The organism is Dyadobacter sp. SG02 (assembly GCF_900109045.1).
Taxonomy (GTDB): domain Bacteria; phylum Bacteroidota; class Bacteroidia; order Cytophagales; family Spirosomataceae; genus Dyadobacter.
This window is the reverse complement of sequence record NZ_FNYL01000002.1, coordinates 796,187-816,845: the sequence shown is the minus strand read 5'-3', so window position 1 is coordinate 816,845 and position 20,659 is coordinate 796,187. Positions and strand designations below refer to the sequence as shown.

The following is a 20,659-nucleotide window of genomic DNA, read 5'->3' as shown; positions in this document are numbered from 1 at the left end:
TTGCAGAGAACGATCCGGGAAACTCCGCTAAGATGGTGCAACAATGTAAAACGCACACCATGAGCCACTTTTTTGCATTATTTTTTGAATAAATATTTGGATGTTCAGTATTAATGCATTTACATTTGTTAATATGTAGTACATAACTACTAAAAAACATATCAAATTCCTGACTCTTTAAAATTCGATACTATGAAGAAAGTTTACGCGGTGGTCCTGCTGGGCTGGGCGTTGTGGCTGCTGGGAGAGGTGGCGATGGCGCAACAGATGACCGTAACCGGGACCGTCAGATCAGCCGGGACGGGCGAAAGCCTGCCGGGGGTAAGCATTATTCTCGGTGGCACCTCCTCGGGCTCCACTACCGATGCCGATGGAAAGTATACGATCCAGACGCTTCCTAATGGTCGCCTGATATTCTCCTACGTGGGTTTCGAGCCGCAGGAAGTTGCTATTGAAAACCGTTCGAAAATTGATATTACCCTCATAGAAAGCGAGAAAGCACTTAGCGAGGTCGTTGTGGTGGGTTATACGAGTCAATCCAAAGCGAAAACTACGGCGGCGGTATCGAAACTGGCCCCCGAAGAACTTAAAAACACTTCCAACCCAAACCCCGTGCAAGCCATGCAGGGCAAGATGGCGGGCGTTTCGGTGCCCCTCAATTCCGGGCAGCCGGGCGCGGGTGCGACGAACATCATCATCCGCGGCGGCACGAAGCTTAACGTTTATGGCACAGGGTTAGGGAATAGCGGCGGCAATTCGCTGGGAACTTCGGAGTCGAGCGGGCCGCTGGTGATTGTCGATGGGGTATTCAGGTCGTTGAATGATATTAACCCGGATAATATCGAGTCGTTTCAGGTGATGAAAGACGCCGCCGCGACGGCCATTTACGGCGCACGCGGTGCTAATGGGGTCATTGTAGTGAAGACCAAAGGGGGAAAATTCAATACCAAAGCCAATATCACCCTCAACCACCGCACCACCTGGGAAACCAATGCACGCGACTACAAATACCTGAATGCCAGGGATTACCTCGCATTGGCCAGAAAAACGGTGCAAAACACTTTCGACCCGATCGATAAAAACAATCTGCTCAACAACGGCGGCTTCTCAGCCGGAACACGCATTTATACTCAGCCCGGGCAATACGGCAACAATATCAACCTCACCGCATTGTACGACAATATCGTAGCCGTGGAAGGCCAGCCATACGTCGACCGACTCCTCGCCAACGGCTGGGAAACAATGGACGACCCCATTAACCCCGGCACGAAGCTGCTCTTTGCCGACAACCATTACCAGGACATGCTCTGGAACACCGGCGTAACGCAAAACCACAACCTGTCCATCGACGGCGGCAGCGAAAGGGCCGGTTACAATGTATCGGCAGGCTATACCAACCAGGCCGGGACATTCGCGGGCACACGGTACAAACGGTACGATGTCCTGGGTAATTTCGGTTTCAAAGCGGCCGACAATTTCCGCATCGATGCCATGGTGAATTACCAGAATGTGCTTCCCAATTACGTAGAAGCATTCCAGAACGAGCTCACGCGCGGCACGCGCCTGACCCCGCTCATACGCATATACAAGGACGACGGCAATCCCACGCCCGGCGAAAACTACGCCACCCGCAACCGTTTCCACACATTAAAATACGACGACGTGCGGTCGTCCACCGAGCGGATCATTTCGCGGGTCGCGGGGGACCTGGTAATAGCCAAAGGACTGAGTTACAAGCCGGCGATCTCCTATTTAATGCAGGATTTCCGCTATATGCTCATGCGCAAAGGCACGCCCGCTTCTGAAATACAGCCTGCCACCCAGCGCCAGAAGAACGAGGATACCAACAATTTCAGGCAACTGATGATCGACCAGATCCTGCAATACGATCTCAGTCTCCGCGACGCCCACAATTTCACCTTCCTGGCGGGTTTCAATTTTACCAAATCCACCAACAGCATCATCAACATCGGCTCCCAGCGTGCCACGAGCGACTACATTTACACGATCAACGAACCTACGACGTCGGTCATCAATGGGGTGATCAATACCAATGTCACGGATTTCAGGACGACGCTTACCGAAAGCCGCTCTGCCAGCTATTTCGGGCAGCTCAACTACGATTACGACGGCAAATACCTCCTCAGCGGCGCGCTGCGCTACGACGGCTTCTCCAATTTTGCCCCTCAAAACAAATACGCATTGTTTCCCTCCGCGTCGCTGGGCTGGAACATCCACCGCGAAAAGTTCTGGAATGTAGCGCCGGTAAACATGCTCAAACTCCGGGCCAGCTGGGGCCAGGCCGGATCGAGCGACCTCAGCCTGACCGATACTTACGGCGGCTACTCGGCAGCGACCTATGCATTGGGTTCGGGTATTTTAAGGGCTAATCTCTCTAACCCGAATCTCAAATGGGAACTGACCGAAACCACCGATCTCGCCCTCGACGCCTCTCTCTTCGGCGACCGGGTTACATTGTCCGTTGATTTTTACAACAAACTCACCAAAAATAGGTTAGAGTCCAAGCCGCTGCCTTCCGAAGCACCATTTCCTTCTATTACTTACAACAACGGGACCTTGCAAAACAAAGGCGTGGAAATAGAGGTCGGCGCGACGGTGATCAAAACCGGTGCATTTACCTGGCGCTCCAACTTTTCGTTTGCCCTCAACCGTACGACCATCCAAAAGCTCCCCGACAACGGCCGGGCTAAAAACCGGCAAGGCGGCGATCTCGTGTACGACCGTGCCGCCGGGAAAAACGTCGAAGCCGGCGGGCTGGCCGAAGGCGAACGGCCATTTGGCTTGTACGCCTACCAGGTCCTCGGCGTGTTCTCCACGGAGGAAGAAGCCAAAGCCTGGAATGCCACCAAAAAGGACAACCTCGCCTCTCCTTCCGGCATTGCCACGGGCAAGCACGCAGGTGATTTCATCTTCGACGACATCAATAACGACGGCGTGATCGACACCAAAGATCAGGTTTTCATTGGCTACCGTAACCCCGACAAGATCGGCGGCATGCAGAACACATTCACCTACAAATCGTTATCCCTCCGCTTCGCGGTCGATTACGCACTCGGGCATATGATCAGCGACGGCGCATTGGCCCGTTCGCTCGGTACCGGCCGGGCATTTAACGAAGGGGCTCCTTCGCAGGCATTAGGGCCGGATATCTGGCAGAAACCGGGCGATACCGGCAAGAAATACGCCCGATTCTCCTTCGCGGACGCCGATTTTGGTCAGCGGAACTACCTGCGCTCCGCCACATTGGGCAACAACAACGGCTACGGCTCGGACGTGTCGGCGATGATCGAAAAAGGCAATTTCCTGGCTCTGCGAGAGATTTCACTCGCTTATGATCTCCCTAAAAATATCCTCAAAAAGATCCGTTCAACCGGAATGAATGTATTCGTAAGCGTGTACAACCTCGGCTATCTGACTAAATACAAGGGCATTAACCCGGAAACCTATACCGGGTTCGATGCAGTCGGCTACCCGCGCCCGCGACAGTTTTCGATAGGAACGACGCTCAGATTTTAACGAAAAGACTTATGCAACAAAGAATTAAATTCCTCATCCTAACCGCTTTTGCCCTCGTAGGCCTCAGCGCTTGCGACAATTTGCTGGATGTGAAACCGCAGTCGAGTATCACCGAAGCGGTCTATTTTCAGAATGAAGGCGATTTTGAACCTTACCTGACCGGGATTTACACCTATATGCGGACTTTTGCCAACAATGTAACCTACGGTACCGAGCGCGGCGAAGAGCTGATCGCCGGCTCCAACTCGCGTTTCGGAGTGGCCTGGTCGCAGATCATTACGCCTACTTCCGGCGCCATTAACTATAATGACTGGTATAAGGCCATCGGCCATTGCAACCTGCTGCTCGCGAAGATCGAAAGCTTTCCATTCACCGGCAATCCCGATCTGCGGAAGCGTATTCTGGCCGAAACATACAGTTTGCGCGCCTATTTCTACTTCCATTTGACCCGCATTATCGGCGATGCACCGCTGATGCTGCAAGCCGTGACGGATGAGAATGTGCCGCTCCTGGCGCGTTCACCGGCTATCGATGTAATGAAGCAGGTCCAGGCGGACCTCGACGAGGCGATCGGCCTGTACAAATCGATCGGAAACTTCTCTGCCGGCTCCTACCCGAGCAAATACCGCTTCGCGTACGGCTCCACGCAGGCGCTCAAAGCGGAAGCGAGCCTGTGGAGCGCCAAGGTACTGGGCGGCGGCGATGCGGATTTCAATGCGGCTATCGCGGCCATTTCGGAGGTGGAGGCTTCGGGCGTTTCGCTGAATGCGGATTTCAAAAATGTAACCGGGCTCCGTGCGCCGAACAACCAGGAGGTGATCCTCTCTGCATTTTTCAGCCGGGACGAAACGGGCGGAAACTACGGCGTAAATGCATTACCCTTCCTGACCATCGTGCAGGGGGCCATCAACCTCGACAGCCTGCCTTACACCCAGACCTCGACTACCGGTCAGGGCGCTTATCAGATCAGTCAGCCGTCGCGGGCATTGTTTAGCAAAAGCACCACCGACAAGCGCATACCATACACCTGGGTTACCGAACGGCAAACCTCAGGCCCGAAAATTTCCTGGATCACCAAGTACCCCGGTACCAAATATTCCGACGACCGGATTTCCGACAACGAGGTCATCATTTTCCGCCTCGCCGACATTTACCTGATGAAAGCCGAAGCCTACGCAGGCCTTGGCAAGCTGGAAGAAGCCATTGCTTACCTCGACAAAGTACGCGCACGGGCCGGGACAGGCGCCTACGCGGGCGCGAAAACCCAAACGGCCATCGAGCGCGAAATCCTCGACGAACGCGGCCGCGAGCTGTATTTCGAAAACAAGCGCTGGTACGATCTCGTGCGGTTCCATAAGGGCGGCACCATCGATGTATATCAGTTCGTGCCCAATCTGATCGGCAAAAAAACGCCGCTTTTCTGGCCGCTGAATACGACGGTACTGGCCAATAACAACCAGCTAGTGCAAACCGAAGGCTATTGAGCATAATTTTTAATATTTTGATATGATAAAAAAGACATTGCTGATTTTGATCGTCCTGGGCGCCACTGGGGCGTTTGCGCAAGAGATTCCCGAGACCCGTGCATTGTTCAGCGCGGGCGAGGGCGGCTACAAAAGTTACCGCATACCATCGCTGATCAAAGCCAAAAACGGCGCGTTGATCGCGTTTTGCGAAGGCCGGAAGGATGGCGCGGGCGATGCGGGCGATATCGATCTGCTTATGAAGCGGTCAACCGACAATGGCAAGACCTGGGGCACACAGACGGTCGTTTGGGACGACGGCACGAATACCTGCGGCAATCCGTGTCCGGTACTCGACGAGCAAACCGGAGAAATCCTCCTGCTGCTGACGCAAAACCGTGGCGATGTGCCTGAAAAAGACATTATCACCAAGAAATCCGAGTCGACCCGGACGGTATGGCTCTCCCGCAGCGCCGACAACGGTGCTACCTGGGCCAAACCGGTTGAAATAACCCAAACCACCAAGAAACCCGAATGGGGCTGGTACGCTACCGGCCCGGGCATTGGCATACAAATCAAAAACGGCCCGCGCAAAGGCCGCCTCGTGATCCCCTGCGATTTCAGCTACGACGACCCGAACGGCAAAGTCCGCAACGGCCCGTTCGAATACGGCGCCCACGCCATTTACAGCGACGACCACGGCAAAACGTGGCAGCTCGGCGGCACGATCACACCCAAAATGAATGAATGCCAGGTGGTGGAAGTCGCGGACGGAAACGGCACACTACTCATGAACATGCGCTCCTACTTCGGTCGCGGGCGGCGCGCGCAATCCATAAGTTATGACGGTGGCGCAAGCTGGACGGCGCCGGAGGACATTCCCGAGCTCGTGGAGCCTGTGTGCCAGGCGTCCATCATTCGCTACCAGCGCCCGAAAGGAGTTAGCGCAATGCTTTTCCTCAACCCGGCCAGCACCACCAAACGCCATAACCTGACGTTACGTGCCAGTTTCGACGAGGGAAAAACCTGGCCGGTGATCCGGACCATTTTCCCAGGCCCATCGGCCTATTCGAGCATGGCCGCATTGCCCGACGGTAATATCCTATGCCTTTACGAGGCGGGGAAAACCGGTGCCTATGAGCAGATCGTGCTCCAAACCATCACCCCGCAATGGCTGTTCGGGGATCGCAAATAGCTGAATTTCAAGTTTATCAATCCATATGCATACCATCCAACACACCGACGGCCTCATTGCCGCACTTTTCACTCCCCTACACCCCGACGGCTCCGTGCATTACGAGCTGCTGCCCGCATTGGTCGAACATTTGATCAGCACCGGAATTTCGGGCATATTCATTTGCGGTAGCAACGGCGAGGGACCCAACCTTACGCTCGAAGAACGCATGCGGGTTTCCGAAACGGTGATAAAAGCCGGCAAAGGTCGCCTGCGCAACATCGTACACGTAGGCCACGCGAGCATCGCGGAGGCGCGCAAGCTGGCGCGTCACGCGCAGGAAGCAGGCGCCGACGCCATTTCTTCGGTCGCTGCGTTTTATTTCAAACCCACCTCGGTACAAAACCTCGCCGACTGCATGACCGACATTGCCACAGGCGCACCGGAATTGCCATTCTATTATTACCACATCCCTTCACTTACCGGCTTTTCCGTGGATGTGCTTGATTTTATGCGCATTGCCGAAAAGCAGATCCCGAACTTTGCCGGTGTTAAATACACTGCCTCAACGCTCTGGGAATACCAGGAATGCCTCAACTACGAGGGTGGCAAATATGATGTGTTATATGGTTTTGATGAAAACCACCTGCCCGCATTGTCGATGGGCGCCAGGGGATGTATTGGCAGTACGTTCAACTTCGCGGCGCCATTCTATTTAAAAGTGAGGGAGTATTTCGAAGCAGGCGATATCGAAAAGGCACGAAAACAAATGCTTTTCTGCGTCGAAATGGTGCGGATCGTCGTGCAATACGCCCCTATCCCCGCCCAGAAAGCCGTCATGAAAATGCTCGGTTTCGATATGGGCCCCTGCCGCCTCCCGCTCGTTACCCTGCCCGACGATCAGTACCAGGCGTTGCATCGACAGCTGAGCGATATAGGCTTTTTCAAAAAACTAAACACAGGCGAAGCCACCACAACTCCTGACCACTCCTGACAACGCCTGACCACACCTGACCACTCCTGACAATTTCCTGACAACTCCTGACCACTCCTGACCACTCCTGACAATTTCCTGACAACGCCTGACTCAATGACCCGCTTCCTTTTCTTCCTGACCATTTTCCTGAAAACTATGATTTCCAATGCCCAGCCGCCGGGGCCTTCGCCTCTGCAATGGAAAAGCCTGCCACCGCTTCCCGATGCCGTGGGGTTTGCCGGCTCCTATGCCGGCGTGAGCAACAATGCGCTGATCGTCGCGGGCGGGGCCAACTTTCCGGGTAATGCCGGGCCCTGGGGTACCGCGCCGAAGACGTGGTATGATGACATTTTCGTGCTGGAAAATCCGTCGGGGAGCTGGAAGAAAGTGGGCAAACTGCCGCATGCAATGGGCTATGGTGTGTCTCTCACGACTCCCCAAGGCATTTTTTGCCTCGGAGGCGCCGACGGTACGCGGCATTACAACCAGGCATTTTATCTGAACTGGAAAGACGGCCGCATTTCCACCACGAACCTCCCCGCTTTGCCGCTACCGCTTGCTTACGCCTCCGGCGCATTGCTCGGCGATAAGGCATATATCGCCGGCGGCACCAGCGCGCCGTCCGATACCAATGCCCTGAACCGTTTCTGGGAATTTGATTTACTTAAAAAACAATGGAACGAACTCCCGCCTGTACCCGGCAATGGCCGCATGCTGGCCGTGGCCGGTGCCCAGGATGGCCGTTTCTTTCTGTTCAGCGGGGTTGAACTGCATCATAATGCTGCCACCGGCACGACCCAACGCACCTATTTAAAAGAATGCCTTGCCTATAACCCCGTTTCCAAAACCTGGAAACGCATTGCCGACCTCCCCAATGCGGTGGCAGCCGCGCCCTCGCCTGCGTATGCTGCCGGGCAATCGCACCTGCTCGTTGTGGGCGGCGACGACGGGACCAATGCGCAACGGGTGATGGAGCTGCGGGAAAAGCATCCGGGTTTCCGCAACGAAATCATGGCTTACCACAGCATTACCGACACCTGGGCGCCGTTAGGGACTTTCACGGGAGGACAAGCGGCGGTTACCGCCCCACTCGTGAACTGGGAAGGGCGACTCGTAATCCCTTCCGGCGAGATTCAACCCGGCATTCGCACACCACGCGTGGTAACAGGCACCCCGGTAGTGAACACGGGCACATTCAACGGCATAGACTGGGGCGTGGTGTCGGTTTACTTCCTGCTTGTATTGGGCATCAGCATTTATGTATCGCGCAAAATGGGCGCCAGTACCGACGATTTTTTCCTGGGCGGACAGAACATCCCCTGGTGGGCAGCCGGACTGAGCATTTTCGGGAGCAAACTGAGCGCGCTCACATTCATCGCCATTCCTGCGAAAACCTACGCCACCGACTGGGTTTACATTTTCGCCAATGCGATGATCGTCGTAGTGGCACCGATCGTGATCTGGTTTTTCCTGCCCTATTTCCGGAAACTGAAAATCACCAGCGTTTACGAATACCTCGCATTCCGGTTTAACAAAACGGTGAAACTCGTCGGCAGCTTTACTTTCGTGGTTTTTCAGGTAGGGAGATTGGGGATCGTGATTTACCTTCCTGCATTGGTACTCAGTACGGTGACCGGTATGAACCTCATGCTTTGCATTATACTGACCAGCCTCATTACCACCGCATACACGATTTCCGGCGGGATTGAAGCCGTGGTATGGACAGAAGTAATGCAGGTCGGCGTGCTGCTGGGCGGGGCGTTTGTGAGTTTGTTTTTCATTGCCAATGCCTCCGGCGGCTTCGATTCATTGTTCCGGCAAGCGGGCGATGCAGGTAAGTTTCATATGGTCAACAACGGCTGGGCCATTACCGAGCCGGTCCTATGGGTAGTTTTGGTGGGTAATTTCCTGACGCAGATCGTGACCTATACATCGGATCAGGTGGTGGTGCAGCGTTACCTTACCACGCCTACCGAGGCGGAGGCCCGTCGGTCTATCTGGACCAATGCGTTCCTCGTCATCCCGGCGACCTTGATCTTCTTCCTCGTCGGCACGGCATTATGGGTGTATTTCAAACAGGCCCCGCAACTCCTGAACCCGATGGCCCGTACCGACGATATTTTCCCGTGGTTCATCTCGACGCAGTTGCCCGCCGGTTTGCGCGGGTTGGTCATAGCGGGCCTGTTCGCCGCTACCATGTCGACCATCAGTTCTTCCATGAATTCCATCGCCACCGTGGTCACCACCGATTTTTTCCAGCATTTTGTTCCAAAATCCACCGACCTGCAACGCTTCCGCTTCGCCCGCTACACCACGCTCGCATTGGGCGCAGCGGGAATAGGCATTGCCATATGGCTGGTATTTATGGAAAACAACAGCATCTGGGACCAGTACCTGAAACTGATCGGCATATTCGGCGGGTGCCTCGCGGGCATGTTTGTGGCGGGTATATTCTTTCCTTCCATTAACAGCACGGGCATTCTCGTCGGGTTTTTCATAAGTGCGGTGCTACTGTATTTTGTCCAGGCCCACGGTTGGCTGCATTTCTTCCTGTACCCGGGCGTGGGAATTTTCGGATGTGTGATTTTTGGCTGGCTGGTCAGCAAACTGCTACCGGTTACTCAACGCGCCTGACTTTTGTGATTTGAATCAAATGCATTTGAAAATGGCGCTCCTACTTTTGAACCGCCATCTGATCCGGCTCCGGACCGGTGACGGGGCAGTTTATTCAAAATAGTCATTTTTCAAATCAGAGATTCGCCATGAAATTCCTCAAATGGACAGGATATGCGCTTGCCGCCATCCTGTCAATCATTTGTATTGCAGCCACTTATGTAAAAGTAGCATTACCGGACACCGGCCCCGCACCGGATATTCAAATCGAAAAGACGCCTGCCCGCGTGGAGCGCGGCCGGTACCTGGCCAACCACGTCACAGTTTGCATGGATTGCCACAGCAGCCGCGACTGGTCGCGCCTCGCAGGTCCGATGATGCCCACCGGCCAGGGCGCAGGTGGCGAGCGCTTCGACCAGCAAATGGGTTTTCCGGGTACATTTTTCGCCCCTAATATCACACCTTACGCATTGGGCAGCTGGACCGATGGCGAGCTTTTCCGAGCCATTACAACCGGTGTCAACAAGAAAGGCAAGGCGCTTTTCCCCGTCATGGGCTACCATCGGTTCGGGCGGATGGACCAGGAGGATATTTTTTCCATTATCGCCTACATGCGCACCCTGCCGTCCGTGAAGAAGGATGTGCCCGAATCCCAGGCGGATTTCCCGGTTAACTTCATCATCAACACCATGCCCGCCAAAGCCGAACTATCGACCCGGCCCGATACCAGCGACGTGATAGCTTACGGCAAATACCTCGTGAATGCGACCGGTTGCGTGGACTGCCACAGCAAAACCGACAAAGGCAGCGTCATCCCCGGTACGGAATTCGGTGGCGGCATGGAATTCAAAAGTCCGGCGGGAAGTATGTTTTCGGCCAACATTACCATGCATAAACAAACCGGCATTGGCAACTGGACGGAAGCGGACTTCGTCGGCCGTTTCAAGGTATTCACCACGCCGGGTTACGTTGCGCCGCCCGTGCCCGCTTCCCAGCCGAACACCCCGATGCCCTGGACCATGTATGCCGGCATGAAAGAATCCGACCTGAAAGCCATTTTCAGCTATCTGAAAACAATCAAACCGATTGATAACCAGGTAAGACGCTAGGCTTCCTTTGCCTGCCTTTCGGCGATAAAACTTTCCGCTTCGCGCAGCGTGTTCACCAGCACGGTCGGTACGGTCGCCCCGTGCTGGTTGAACAGCGTCACGGAGGCCATTTTGGAGAAAAAATCAGGGGAAATGATGCTGATATTGCAGGAAAGGCCTGCCTGATGGCATTCGGGAAAGAAGTCGTTGCAAATGTAATCCATCGCACCGGCCCACGAGCCCTCCACTTCTTTGGTATCATGCACGTGAAATCGCAATTTCCGGGCCTTACCCTGGCTCTGCGACCATTTTTTCATGCTTTCGAGCGCCACGATAATCTCAGAATCGGTAGAATAACCGATCCATTTCATCAACAGGTAGTTTTTGGAACCATTATAGCTCAGCACGGCGTGGACCTGGCCTTCTGCATTCAGGAATTTCCCGATGCGGGTGATGGAATCCGCGGTCGGACTGGTGGAGGAGGTTTTCATAGGAGTATGCAAAAATCAATCTTTCAAATCCGGCTACGGTAGCGGCTCAGCGTTTCACGGGTAATGCCCAGGTAGCTGGCGATGTATTGCAGGGGTATTCTGCTAAAAAGTAAGGGATGTTCTTCCAGGATATTCCGGAACCGCACGTCCGGCGGGTCTTTCAACAAGGCCGTTTCGCGGTAATCGGTTTTCATCAGTTGCTCCACCACTAAAAGATTCCAGAACCGATGCCAGGCCGGACAATGCGCGTACAGATAATGGAAATCGTCGTTCGACAACACCAGCAAATGCGTTTCTTGCAAAGCCTGAATGCCCACCCGCGAAGCTTGGCCAAAGAAAAGGCTGTCGTACGAGCACGCAACGGCGTTTTCAAACAAAAAATCTTTGCAAATTTCCTTCTCAGCCGTCTCGACGTAAAGCCGCATCGTACCCTTTTCAACCAGCGCAACTTCCCCGGAAACATGGCCCTGCCGTACGAAATGATCGTTTTTCCGCAACACTTTCAAATGCAGGCGTTGTTCCATCATATCCAGCTCTTCCCGGGAGGGGTTGATCAGCTTTGCCAGATTGGAAAGTACTCTCATGCAGCTTAACGGGGGATGGGCAGCTCCAAAAATACCATTTGCGCTCCAATTTACCCACATCCGCTTCCTGAACGGCTACGCGCGGGGCATCTTGTAACCATTGTGATATTCCTTGCCGATCAGCTTGTTGGCCGCCGCGCTGTCGAATTCCCCTTTCTTGGCATCCCAATGCAGCGTACTCCCCGTCCGATAAGCGATATTGCCCATTTGCGAAAGGATCGCCACCTCCGCACCCGCATGTATAGGCGCGTGCAGGTCGCCCATGCGCCGCGAACGGATCACCTCCACGAAGTTTCTGGCATGCTCATCCAGCCCATTGTCCGACGACTTCTGCAACGGAACGGCTTCCATGCGCTTTTCGTAAGGTACCACTTCCCAGCTTGCCCTGTCGACGATCAATGTACCGTTCTCGCCCAGGAATGCGATGCCGTGCTGGCGGTTGTAAATACCGGCGCCATAGCCGATCACGTGCTCCCATTGTATGTTAAAATCGTCGAATTCGAAGAGGGCCGTTAAGGTATCCGGCGCTTCCGCACCGGGATTACGGACCATGGTACCGCTCGCGCTGACACGTTTCGGCGAGGCCCCGGCCTTCATGCCCAGCAATGCATAGTCGAGCAAATGCACGCCCCAATCGGTCAGGATGCCGCCCGCGTAATCCCAGAACCACCGGAATGAGCCGTGAAAGCGGTTCGGGTTGAATGGCCTTTTAGTCGCAGGGCCGAGCCACATGCCATAGTCCACCCCGGCCGGTGCTGCGCTATCTGGTTGTTTTAAAATTGGATTACCATAATTAAAATATCCCCAAACCTTCACCAGCCCCACTTTCCCGAGCTTCCCGGAATGCACAAAATCGACCGCGTCGCGGAAATGCTTCTGGCTGCGCTGCCATTGCCCTACCTGCACGACCCGCCCGGTCCGCTCCTGCGCCGCGACCATCGCCCGGCATTCGGCAATAGAGTTCCCGATCGGCTTTTCGACGTACACGTCCTTACCGGCCTCGCAAGCCTCGGCCATCATCAGGCAATGCCAGTGGTCGGGCGTACCGATCACCACCGCATCGATATCCTTATTATCCAGAATTCTACGGTAATCACTGAAAGTACTCACCTTGATCCCTTTCGCGGCTAGTTCGGCGGCGCGTTTATCGAGCACATTGCGGTCGGCATCGCAGAGCGCCACGCATTCCACACCCGGGTTTTTCATCACCGCATTGACGTCCGCCCACCCCATGCTGTTGATTCCGATCGCTGCGACACGGATCTTGTCCGCAGCCGCAGCCCGAAGCGGCGGGCTGGCATGCGCGAACCCGGTGATAACTGGCGAAAAGGCGGCGCTACCGGCAACGGCCGAGGCGGTATGGATGAATTTTCTTCTGGAAATAGTCATGACATATCAAGATGATGATCAGCGCGAAACAAAGCAGGATTTTGCACAGTTTTACCGCTGTTTTTACACAAAGTATTCTTGCAATATTTCAAATGTCAATCTGACAAATCTAGACTGATAATTTTGCATTGTCGTGAAAAAGTATGGCTTTCCTTATAAAAATCCGGAATGACAACGTTCCCGGCAACGTCTGCGTAAAAAAATCGGCCGATTGCATTGGTCACGATCAAAATTGGATTCAAATTAAGTCCCGGCAGGGTTCACCGCTTTTGCCGGATACCGGAAAAATCCAATTTCAGAATAACGCATCAGGCACCTTAAATAAGCATCGGGTAACCGCACATGAACTTCCAATCGCTACCGGACCAACACCTACTCGACGCCCTGCGGGACGACGACAGCCTGGCTTTCCGGGAGATTTACCAGCGTTACTGGAAAAAAATGTACCTGCTCGCCCTCCGCAAGATCGACGACCGTGAAGCCGTGGAAAGCATTATCCAGGACGTTTTCCTGCGTTTATGGGAGCGCCGCAGCCTCTTGCAGGTCGACAACCTAGAAGCCTACCTCGTCACGTCGGTCAAATACACGTGCATTAACCATTTCAAATCGGCGATGGTGCACGAAAAATACCTCGCCCACGCATTCACAGGCTATTCCGATGCCATTTGTACCACCGAAGAGCAACTCGATGCCAGCGAGCTCATGCGCAACATCGAAGCCCGCCTGAGCCATTTCCCCGAAAAAGCCCAGACCATTTTCCGCCTCCACCGCCTCGAAAACCGCTCCACCAAAGAAATCGCCTCGGAGATCCGGATGCCTCAGCGGACGGTTGAGTATCATTTGAGCCTTGTGGTGAAGGCGCTGCGGTCTTATTTGAAGGATTATTTGTGAAAGGCCAGCCGCGTAGGAAAAAAGGGAGTCATTCTGAGAATTCTTTTGGAATAAGTTGGTGACGCGTATCGATTGCTGTTACGTACGGATAGCCGTTGGGCGTAGTCTCCGACTACGTCCGAGCGACAACTGGTCTCTGACCAGTAAGCAACATTAAAGCGACGTTGCACAAAAACCAGAACTTTCCCCACAAACTCCAATTAAAATATAACTTATCAAATAATATTTAAAATCTTTTGCGGATCGCCGCCACGACCTTTGACTACTCATTAAAAAGCAAGTAGCCATCGGCACCCATGAACCGGGAACAATTCGCAGCATTATTGAAGAAATATCAGGAAGGCACGTGTACCGAGCAGGAGAAACAGCTGGTCGAGCATTGGTTTGCAATTCTTGAAAACGAAAATGCCGGTGAGGTTTCTGACAGCGATCTGGACGGGGCCGAACTTCGGATTTGGGCTGGAATGCAGGAAAAGGCTTACCTCCCCGATCTTCATGAACGCGACGGCAACAGCCCTTTTCGATCCATCTACCTCCGATGGGCCGCTATGGCCGCCTCCCTCCTGCTGATCGGCTGGTTTTTAGCGGGAAAGCTCCTCGATCGGAATGTACCGCTGTCGGCCTATACCTGGGAAGAAAAGCACAATGGTGGCAGCAACGTCATGCCGGTCATGCTGGAAGACGGCAGTGTGGTGGAACTTCGTCCAGGCGGCTCGCTGCGCTATCCAAGCCGATTTGAGGACAAAAAAAGGGAGGTAATATTGAAGGGAAACGGCTTTTTCATTATTCGAAAAAATCCCAAAAAGCCCTTTTACGTGCATTCGGGCAGTGTTACTACGCGGGTACTGGGCACGAGCTTTTACGTGAGCACGGCTGCGAATGGCGGCCAGACGAAGGTGGAAGTGGTAACAGGCCTCGTTTCGGTGTACAGCGAGCGCGGGAGCGAAGAGGCTGCGGACATGCTTTTGACGCCCAACCATACAGCTACTTTCGACCGGAATTCGGGCAAATTTTCGGCAGGGCTGGCGGAGCGCCCCCGGTTGCTGAATGCGAATATCTCATTCCGATTTCACAATACGCCACTCGTGCAAGTGGCGCAGCACCTGCGCGATGCGTGGGGTGTGGACGTAAGCACCGAAAGCAGCCAGATTATGAACTGCCCATTGACGGCCGACCTGAGCGGACAACCGCTTTATACCCAGCTGGATATCATCTGCGCTGCATTAGGCGCGAAATACAAAGTCCGCGGCTCGACGATCCGTATTGCCGGTCCCGGTTGCAAACCACGCGCGACGCACGCTTTCCGAACACGTAAACCCATCTATTCCAATATGCAAACATAGCCGCAAACGAAAACGCTGGCCATGCAGCGAACATGGGCCAGCGCCAGCAAATCCTGTGAGGCCGACAGCGAATCGCGCCTTACCGGGAGTTTCATTTTATCAAATCTCCATTTAATAAAACATTTAAAGGTATGAAAAAAACAGAACCTTTACTTTCCAGGACCTGTCGGCGCATGAAAGCGACCGGGAATGTACTGCTGCGGGTGCTCATGGTGACGTTGCTGGCTTGCCAGACCGCGTTCGCCGTTGACCAGCAGGAAGTAATGGCGCGGCTCGTTACATTGAATTTCCGTAACCAGCGCTTCGAGAAGGTCATCAGCAGCATTGAAAAACAGACCAAAGCCCGCATTGTGTACAGCTCAGAGCGCGTGAATGTGGCCAGGAATGTGAGTGTGGACGTGAGCAAAAAACGGCTGGATACCGTGCTGGACGAGATTTTGGCTCCGCTAAACCTCACCTACCGCGTCGTAGGCGGCCAGATCGTGCTGGAAAGCCTGGCCCGCGAGGAATCTGCGGCCCCCACGAAACAACAGGTTATCGACCGGACGGTGACCGGCGTACTGACCGACGAAAAGAACGCGGTACTTCCCGGCGTGAGCGTGATTTTGAAAGGTACCAACCGCGGTACGAGCACCGACGGCCAGGGTAAGTTCAGCCTGCTCGTGCCCGACGACGCGAGCGCCGTGCTGACCTTCTCATTTGTGGGTTATCAAAGCCAGGATGTGGTGCTGGGTGCCCAGACGACATTTAACATTTCGCTGAAACCGGACGTGAGCGCATTGGACGAGGTCGTCGTGATCGGTTATGGCGCCGTGCGCAAGCGCGACCTTACCGGCTCGGTGGTGCAGCTCAAAAGCGAGCAACTAAAAGAGGTACCTTCCGCCAATGTCCTCGATGCCGTACAGGGCAAAATCGCGGGCGCGGATATCACGCGTAGCAGCGGGCAGGCCGGTGCGGGTGTGAACATTACCATTCGAGGTAACCGTTCGATAGGCGGGAATAACTCCCCGCTCATTATCGTCGACGGCGTGCAGTATGGCGACCTGGCCGATATCAATTCGAACGACATCGAGTCGATGGAAGTTTTGAAAGATGCTTCTTCGATTGCGATTTACGGTTCACGCGGTGCGAACGGGGTTATTTTAATTACCACTAAAAAAGGAAGAAGCGGGCGTCCGGACATTTCCTTCAATTCTTACGCAGGTATTTCGCAGGTAACCATGTACCCACGTGCCATGAATATCACCGAGTTCCGCGATTTCAAACGCGAAGCCTGGCGCGCGGCGGGTGTCTGGAACACCCCGGCCGACGATCCGTCGATTTTTACCAATGTGGCCGAATACGATGCATTACAAAAAGGCATTTGGACCGATTATCAGAAGGAACTCATTCGTCCCGGCTTCCAGCAGAACTACCAGCTGGGCTTCCGGGGAGGTTCGGACAAATTGAAATCCTATGTTTCAGTGGATTATTTTAATGAAAAAGGAATCCTGAAACTGGATGAAATGAAGCGTTACACGGCACGTCTGAATGTCGATTATACGCTAACGGACTGGATGAAGATCGGTTTGCAAAGCCAGCTCACCTATTACAACCAGAGCGTCCGCCGCGACCCTTTGAACCAGGCCAACAAGATCAGTCCGCTGGGTTCGCTGTATGACGAGAATGGCAATTTCAACTTCATTATGCTGGATGGGCAGACTGCAAACCCGCTATCCGACGAGCAACCGGGCGTTTTTAACAACAATATCCTGACCACCCGCACGCTCACGAACGGTTATGTCGAAATCACGCCGCTGAAAGGACTTACGTTCCGCAGTACCCTCGGTGCGAACCTTTCCAATTCGCGTAACGGGGCCTATTCGTCGCCGAAGTCCATCGACCGCTCGCTGACCGGTAAATCACTGGCTACTTACAATGTGTCGAATGGCCGGACGATCAACTGGGAGAACGTGGTGACTTATCAAAAGGCATTTGAACAACATAGTTTTACATTCACGGGAATCGGCAGCTCGCTGGCCACCGTGTCGGATAACGCACAGGCTTCCGGCGTGAACCAGCTTATCCCGTCGCAGCTGTTTTACTCGCTCGGTAGCGCCACGGAAGAGATTAAAATCAATTCGGCTTATTCCAAAAATAACCTCGTATCGTTCGCCGCGCGTGTGAACTATGGTTTCAAAGACCGCTATTTGCTCACCTTGACGGCCCGCAAGGATGGTTCTTCCAAACTCGCACCGGGCAACAAATGGACGTTCTTCCCATCGGCTGCATTTGCATGGCGGATCATCGACGAGGGTTTTATGAAGAATGTTAAAAAACTCAGCGATCTGAAACTGCGTTTGAGCTACGGGATCGCGGGGAACGACCCGTCGGGGCCTTACGCGACGCAAACCACGCTGACCCGCATTGCATTTGGTTTTGACGAGGTGGCTTATCCGGCGTACACCTTCTCCCGCAATGTCGGTAATGCGGCGCTGGGCTGGGAACTTTCGGCTACGCAAAATCTCGGCCTGGATTTCGGGCTGTTCGACGGCCGCATTAACGGCTCGATCGATTACTACGATACCCGCACCTCCGACCTGCTCCTCGACCGTGGCTTACCTCCAACAACCGGCGTAACCACCGTGAAGCAGAATATCGGCAAAACCCGCAATCGTGGTGTCGAAGTCGTGCTGGGAACGACCAACATCCGTACCCGCGATTTCACCTGGAATTCGAGCCTCACATTTACCAGAAACAAAGAAGAAATCACCGAACTGGTGACCGAAGGCAACGACATCGGCAACGGCTGGTTCATCGGCAGCCCGATCAGCGTGTTCTACGATTATGAGAAACTGGGTATCTGGCAAACTTCGGAAGCGGAACAGGCCAAAGCGATGTCGCCTACGCAGTTACCGGGTGAAATCAAAGTAAAAGACCAGAATGGCGACGGCAAGATCGACGCCGTGAACGACCGGGTGATCCTCGGAACCCCGCGCCCGAAATGGAGCGGCGGCCTCGATAATACCATCAAATTCAAAGGTTTCGATTTGAATTTCATGATTTACGCACGGATCGGTTCGATGATCAACTCCGACCGCTACGCACGTTTCGACCAGCAAGGCGTTGGTAACAGCACGACCGGCCTCGATTACTGGACGCCGGAGAACCCGACGAACGAATACCCCCGCCCGAACAAGAATGCGGGTTTGAAATACCTCTCGACATTGGGTTACCGCGATGCCTCGTACGCACGTATCCGCAACGTGACGCTCGCGTACAACCTGCCGGTCGACAAGTTCAACTGGAAGATTATCCGCGGTCTGCGCATTTACGCGACGGCGAAGAACCTGGCGACATTCACCAAACTCGATTACGACCCGGAACGCGGCGGATCGGAGAACTTCCCGATGACGAAACTGTTCGTTTTTGGCCTGAATGTGAACCTGTAACCCTTTAAACCAGTCAAAACAATGAGATCAAAACTATTGAAAACAGGGTTTATAGCGGTTTCCCTCATGGGACTGTTTGCCTGTGAGCATACATTGGAAGAATACAACCCCTCCGGCCTGACTTCCGAGACGGTTTACACCACGCCCGAAGGCTTCGAAACGCTCGTGAATGCCGCCTACTCCTACCAGCGCTGGTGGTATGGCAAGGAAGAAGGCTACAACATCGCCGAAACCGGTACCGACATCTGGACCAGCGGTGCCGGCGAAGTATACCGCGATTTGACCCAATACCTCAACCTCCAAGGCAGCAATACCGCCCTTACCAACGAATGGCGGGAATTTTACGCGGCCATTAACCTCTGCAACGGGGGGATCAACCGCATCGATCAGGCGGGTCTTTCCGCTGCATTGCGCCCCGTGCGTGAGGGTGAGCTGCGCTTTTTGCGGGCATTCTACTATTGGCATATTGTCGAAACCTGGGGAGGCGTGCATTTCACAACCACCGAAACCAACGGCATCGTGACCACCGCCAATAAAACACCCGTCGAGACATTCTACAACCAGATTTTCGAGGATTTGAAAATCGCCGTCAGCAACCTCCCCGCCACACAGCCGCAATATGGCCGGGTTACCAAAGGTGCCGCGCAGGCATTTCTCGCCAGAATGTACCTCACCAGAGGCATGAATAAGGAGGCACTGGAAATGGCGAAAGCGGTTCTGGACGGCAATTACGGCTACAAACTGGAAGCCAGTTACGCCGATCTCTGGAAAATGAGTAATCTCAAATCCAAAGAGGTGATCTACACCGTGGACTACTCCGCCAACCTCGCATTGAACGACCTCGCGAACTCGACATTCAACCCTTACGGTCACAGCCGCGGCAGCAACAATGCGCATTTGCTTTTCCTGATGAAGTACGACGACCGCCCGGGCATGACCCGCGACATTAACAACGGTCGCCCGTTCAACCGCTACATGCCTACCCGCTTCCTGCTCGACCTGTTCTCGGCAGACGACGCGCGTTATGAGGGCAGTTTCATGGAGTCATGGTATGCCAATTCTGCGACTTTACCGACCGGCGTCGCCAAGGGAGATACCGCTGTTTACTGTACTAAATTGGAAATCGCCGACAATGTGGAAGCTTCCAAAAAGTACCAGACTTACGACCGCAGCGACATTTACCTCGCCGACGGGACCGTGAAGGATAACCTTCGTTACCCTACCCTGTCCAAATTCATGGACCCAACACGGGCGAGCCTGAATGAGGCCCAGAGCGCGCGCGACGTGTTCGTGATCAGGCTGGCGGAAGTGTACCTCATCGCCGCCGAAGCCGCCATGCAAACCGGCGACCTTACCGCTGCGGCGGAATATGTGAATGTGGTACGCACCAGGGCCGCCAAGCCCGGTAAAGCGGCGGCAATGCAGGTAAAGGCCTCCGATATTACACTGGATTTCATCCTCGACGAGCGTGCACGCGAGCTCGCCGGCGAGCAACTGCGCTGGTTCGACCTGAAACGTACGGGCAAGCTCGTGGAGCGTATCAAGAAATATGCGCCGGATAATGCAGTCAATATCCAGGAACACCACACCATCCGCCCGATCCCGCAAACGCAGCTGGATGCGGTGGTGAACAAGAACGAGTTCAAACAGAATGCCGGTTATCAATAATCCATTTTAAA

At 54.2% G+C, this 20,659-nt stretch carries 13 protein-coding genes; 10 read left to right on the top strand and 3 right to left on the bottom strand.

Going from position 1 to position 20,659, the window contains the following annotated elements:
* Window positions 1-192 precede the first annotated feature (192 nt).
* From BMW93_RS06870 to BMW93_RS06845, 6 genes are all read left to right on the top strand, one after another.
* Entirely contained in the window at window positions 193-3,537 is a 3,345-nt protein-coding gene (locus BMW93_RS06870) for a SusC/RagA family TonB-linked outer membrane protein (RefSeq protein WP_090374441.1), read from the top strand.
* Between the two features lie 11 nt (window positions 3,538-3,548).
* Window positions 3,549-5,021 carry a RagB/SusD family nutrient uptake outer membrane protein gene (locus tag BMW93_RS06865; protein ID WP_090374440.1) on the top strand — a complete coding sequence of 491 codons (1,473 nt, stop codon included), beginning with the start codon at window positions 3,549-3,551 and terminating at the stop codon, window positions 5,019-5,021.
* A 22-nt stretch (window positions 5,022-5,043) separates the two neighbouring features.
* Window positions 5,044-6,195 (top strand): exo-alpha-sialidase, encoded by a 1,152-nt coding sequence (locus BMW93_RS06860; RefSeq protein WP_090374439.1) that lies wholly within the window; start codon window positions 5,044-5,046, stop codon window positions 6,193-6,195.
* A gap of 25 nt (window positions 6,196-6,220) precedes the next feature.
* On the top strand, window positions 6,221-7,168 hold the full coding sequence (locus tag BMW93_RS06855; RefSeq protein ID WP_090374438.1) for a dihydrodipicolinate synthase family protein: 948 nt from the start codon (window positions 6,221-6,223) through the stop codon (window positions 7,166-7,168).
* Window positions 7,169-7,264: 96 nt separating this feature from the next.
* Window positions 7,265-9,784, top strand: a complete 2,520-nt coding sequence (locus BMW93_RS06850; RefSeq protein ID WP_090374437.1) for a sodium:solute symporter family transporter — start codon at window positions 7,265-7,267, stop codon at window positions 9,782-9,784.
* 128 nt (window positions 9,785-9,912) lie between these two features.
* Window positions 9,913-10,872 carry a c-type cytochrome gene (locus BMW93_RS06845; RefSeq protein WP_090374436.1) on the top strand — a complete coding sequence of 320 codons (960 nt, stop codon included), beginning with the start codon at window positions 9,913-9,915 and terminating at the stop codon, window positions 10,870-10,872.
* On the opposite strand, the gene BMW93_RS06840 is transcribed toward BMW93_RS06845, so the two are convergent.
* From BMW93_RS06840 to BMW93_RS06830, 3 genes are all read right to left on the bottom strand, one after another.
* Window positions 10,869-11,342: a hypothetical protein gene (locus BMW93_RS06840; RefSeq protein WP_229240228.1), complete on the bottom strand. Its 474-nt coding sequence runs from the start codon at window positions 11,340-11,342 to the stop codon at window positions 10,869-10,871. The two genes, BMW93_RS06845 and BMW93_RS06840, sit on opposite strands and share 4 nt — an antisense overlap.
* Before the next feature lie 23 nt (window positions 11,343-11,365).
* The gene (locus tag BMW93_RS06835) at window positions 11,366-11,926 is read right to left on the bottom strand and encodes a Crp/Fnr family transcriptional regulator (protein WP_090374435.1); all 561 of its coding nucleotides are present in this window, start codon (window positions 11,924-11,926) and stop codon (window positions 11,366-11,368) included.
* Window positions 11,927-12,001: 75 nt separating this feature from the next.
* Window positions 12,002-13,315: a Gfo/Idh/MocA family protein gene (locus tag BMW93_RS06830; RefSeq protein ID WP_090374434.1), complete on the bottom strand. Its 1,314-nt coding sequence runs from the start codon at window positions 13,313-13,315 to the stop codon at window positions 12,002-12,004.
* A gap of 342 nt (window positions 13,316-13,657) precedes the next feature.
* Here BMW93_RS06830 and BMW93_RS06825 point away from each other — a divergent pair, with 342 nt between their 5' ends.
* The 4 genes from BMW93_RS06825 to BMW93_RS06810 all read left to right on the top strand — a co-directional run bounded on the left by BMW93_RS06825 (window position 13,658) and on the right by BMW93_RS06810 (window position 20,648).
* Window positions 13,658-14,206, top strand: a complete 549-nt coding sequence (locus BMW93_RS06825; RefSeq protein ID WP_090374433.1) for an RNA polymerase sigma-70 factor — start codon at window positions 13,658-13,660, stop codon at window positions 14,204-14,206.
* Window positions 14,207-14,502: 296 nt separating this feature from the next.
* Entirely contained in the window at window positions 14,503-15,549 is a 1,047-nt protein-coding gene (locus BMW93_RS06820; RefSeq protein ID WP_090374432.1) for a FecR family protein, read from the top strand.
* A 131-nt stretch (window positions 15,550-15,680) separates the two neighbouring features.
* The gene (locus BMW93_RS06815; protein WP_090374431.1) at window positions 15,681-18,980 is read left to right on the top strand and encodes a TonB-dependent receptor; all 3,300 of its coding nucleotides are present in this window, start codon (window positions 15,681-15,683) and stop codon (window positions 18,978-18,980) included.
* 21 nt (window positions 18,981-19,001) lie between these two features.
* Complete coding sequence (locus tag BMW93_RS06810) at window positions 19,002-20,648, top strand: RagB/SusD family nutrient uptake outer membrane protein (protein WP_177194031.1); 1,647 nt, start codon at window positions 19,002-19,004, stop codon at window positions 20,646-20,648.
* The last annotated feature ends 11 nt before the right edge of the window (window positions 20,649-20,659 follow it).

Coding starts and splice junctions, on each gene's coding strand:
- BMW93_RS06870 (WP_090374441.1), top strand. CDS start 193: ATGAAGAAAGTTTACGCGGTGGTCCTGCTGGGCTGGGCGTTGTGGCTG.
- BMW93_RS06865 (WP_090374440.1), top strand. CDS start 3,549: ATGCAACAAAGAATTAAATTCCTCATCCTAACCGCTTTTGCCCTCGTA.
- BMW93_RS06860 (WP_090374439.1), top strand. CDS start 5,044: ATGATAAAAAAGACATTGCTGATTTTGATCGTCCTGGGCGCCACTGGG.
- BMW93_RS06855 (WP_090374438.1), top strand. CDS start 6,221: ATGCATACCATCCAACACACCGACGGCCTCATTGCCGCACTTTTCACT.
- BMW93_RS06850 (WP_090374437.1), top strand. CDS start 7,265: ATGACCCGCTTCCTTTTCTTCCTGACCATTTTCCTGAAAACTATGATT.
- BMW93_RS06845 (WP_090374436.1), top strand. CDS start 9,913: ATGAAATTCCTCAAATGGACAGGATATGCGCTTGCCGCCATCCTGTCA.
- BMW93_RS06840 (WP_229240228.1), bottom strand. CDS start 11,342: ATGAAAACCTCCTCCACCAGTCCGACCGCGGATTCCATCACCCGCATC.
- BMW93_RS06835 (WP_090374435.1), bottom strand. CDS start 11,926: ATGAGAGTACTTTCCAATCTGGCAAAGCTGATCAACCCCTCCCGGGAA.
- BMW93_RS06830 (WP_090374434.1), bottom strand. CDS start 13,315: ATGACTATTTCCAGAAGAAAATTCATCCATACCGCCTCGGCCGTTGCC.
- BMW93_RS06825 (WP_090374433.1), top strand. CDS start 13,658: ATGAACTTCCAATCGCTACCGGACCAACACCTACTCGACGCCCTGCGG.
- BMW93_RS06820 (WP_090374432.1), top strand. CDS start 14,503: ATGAACCGGGAACAATTCGCAGCATTATTGAAGAAATATCAGGAAGGC.
- BMW93_RS06815 (WP_090374431.1), top strand. CDS start 15,681: ATGAAAAAAACAGAACCTTTACTTTCCAGGACCTGTCGGCGCATGAAA.
- BMW93_RS06810 (WP_177194031.1), top strand. CDS start 19,002: ATGAGATCAAAACTATTGAAAACAGGGTTTATAGCGGTTTCCCTCATG.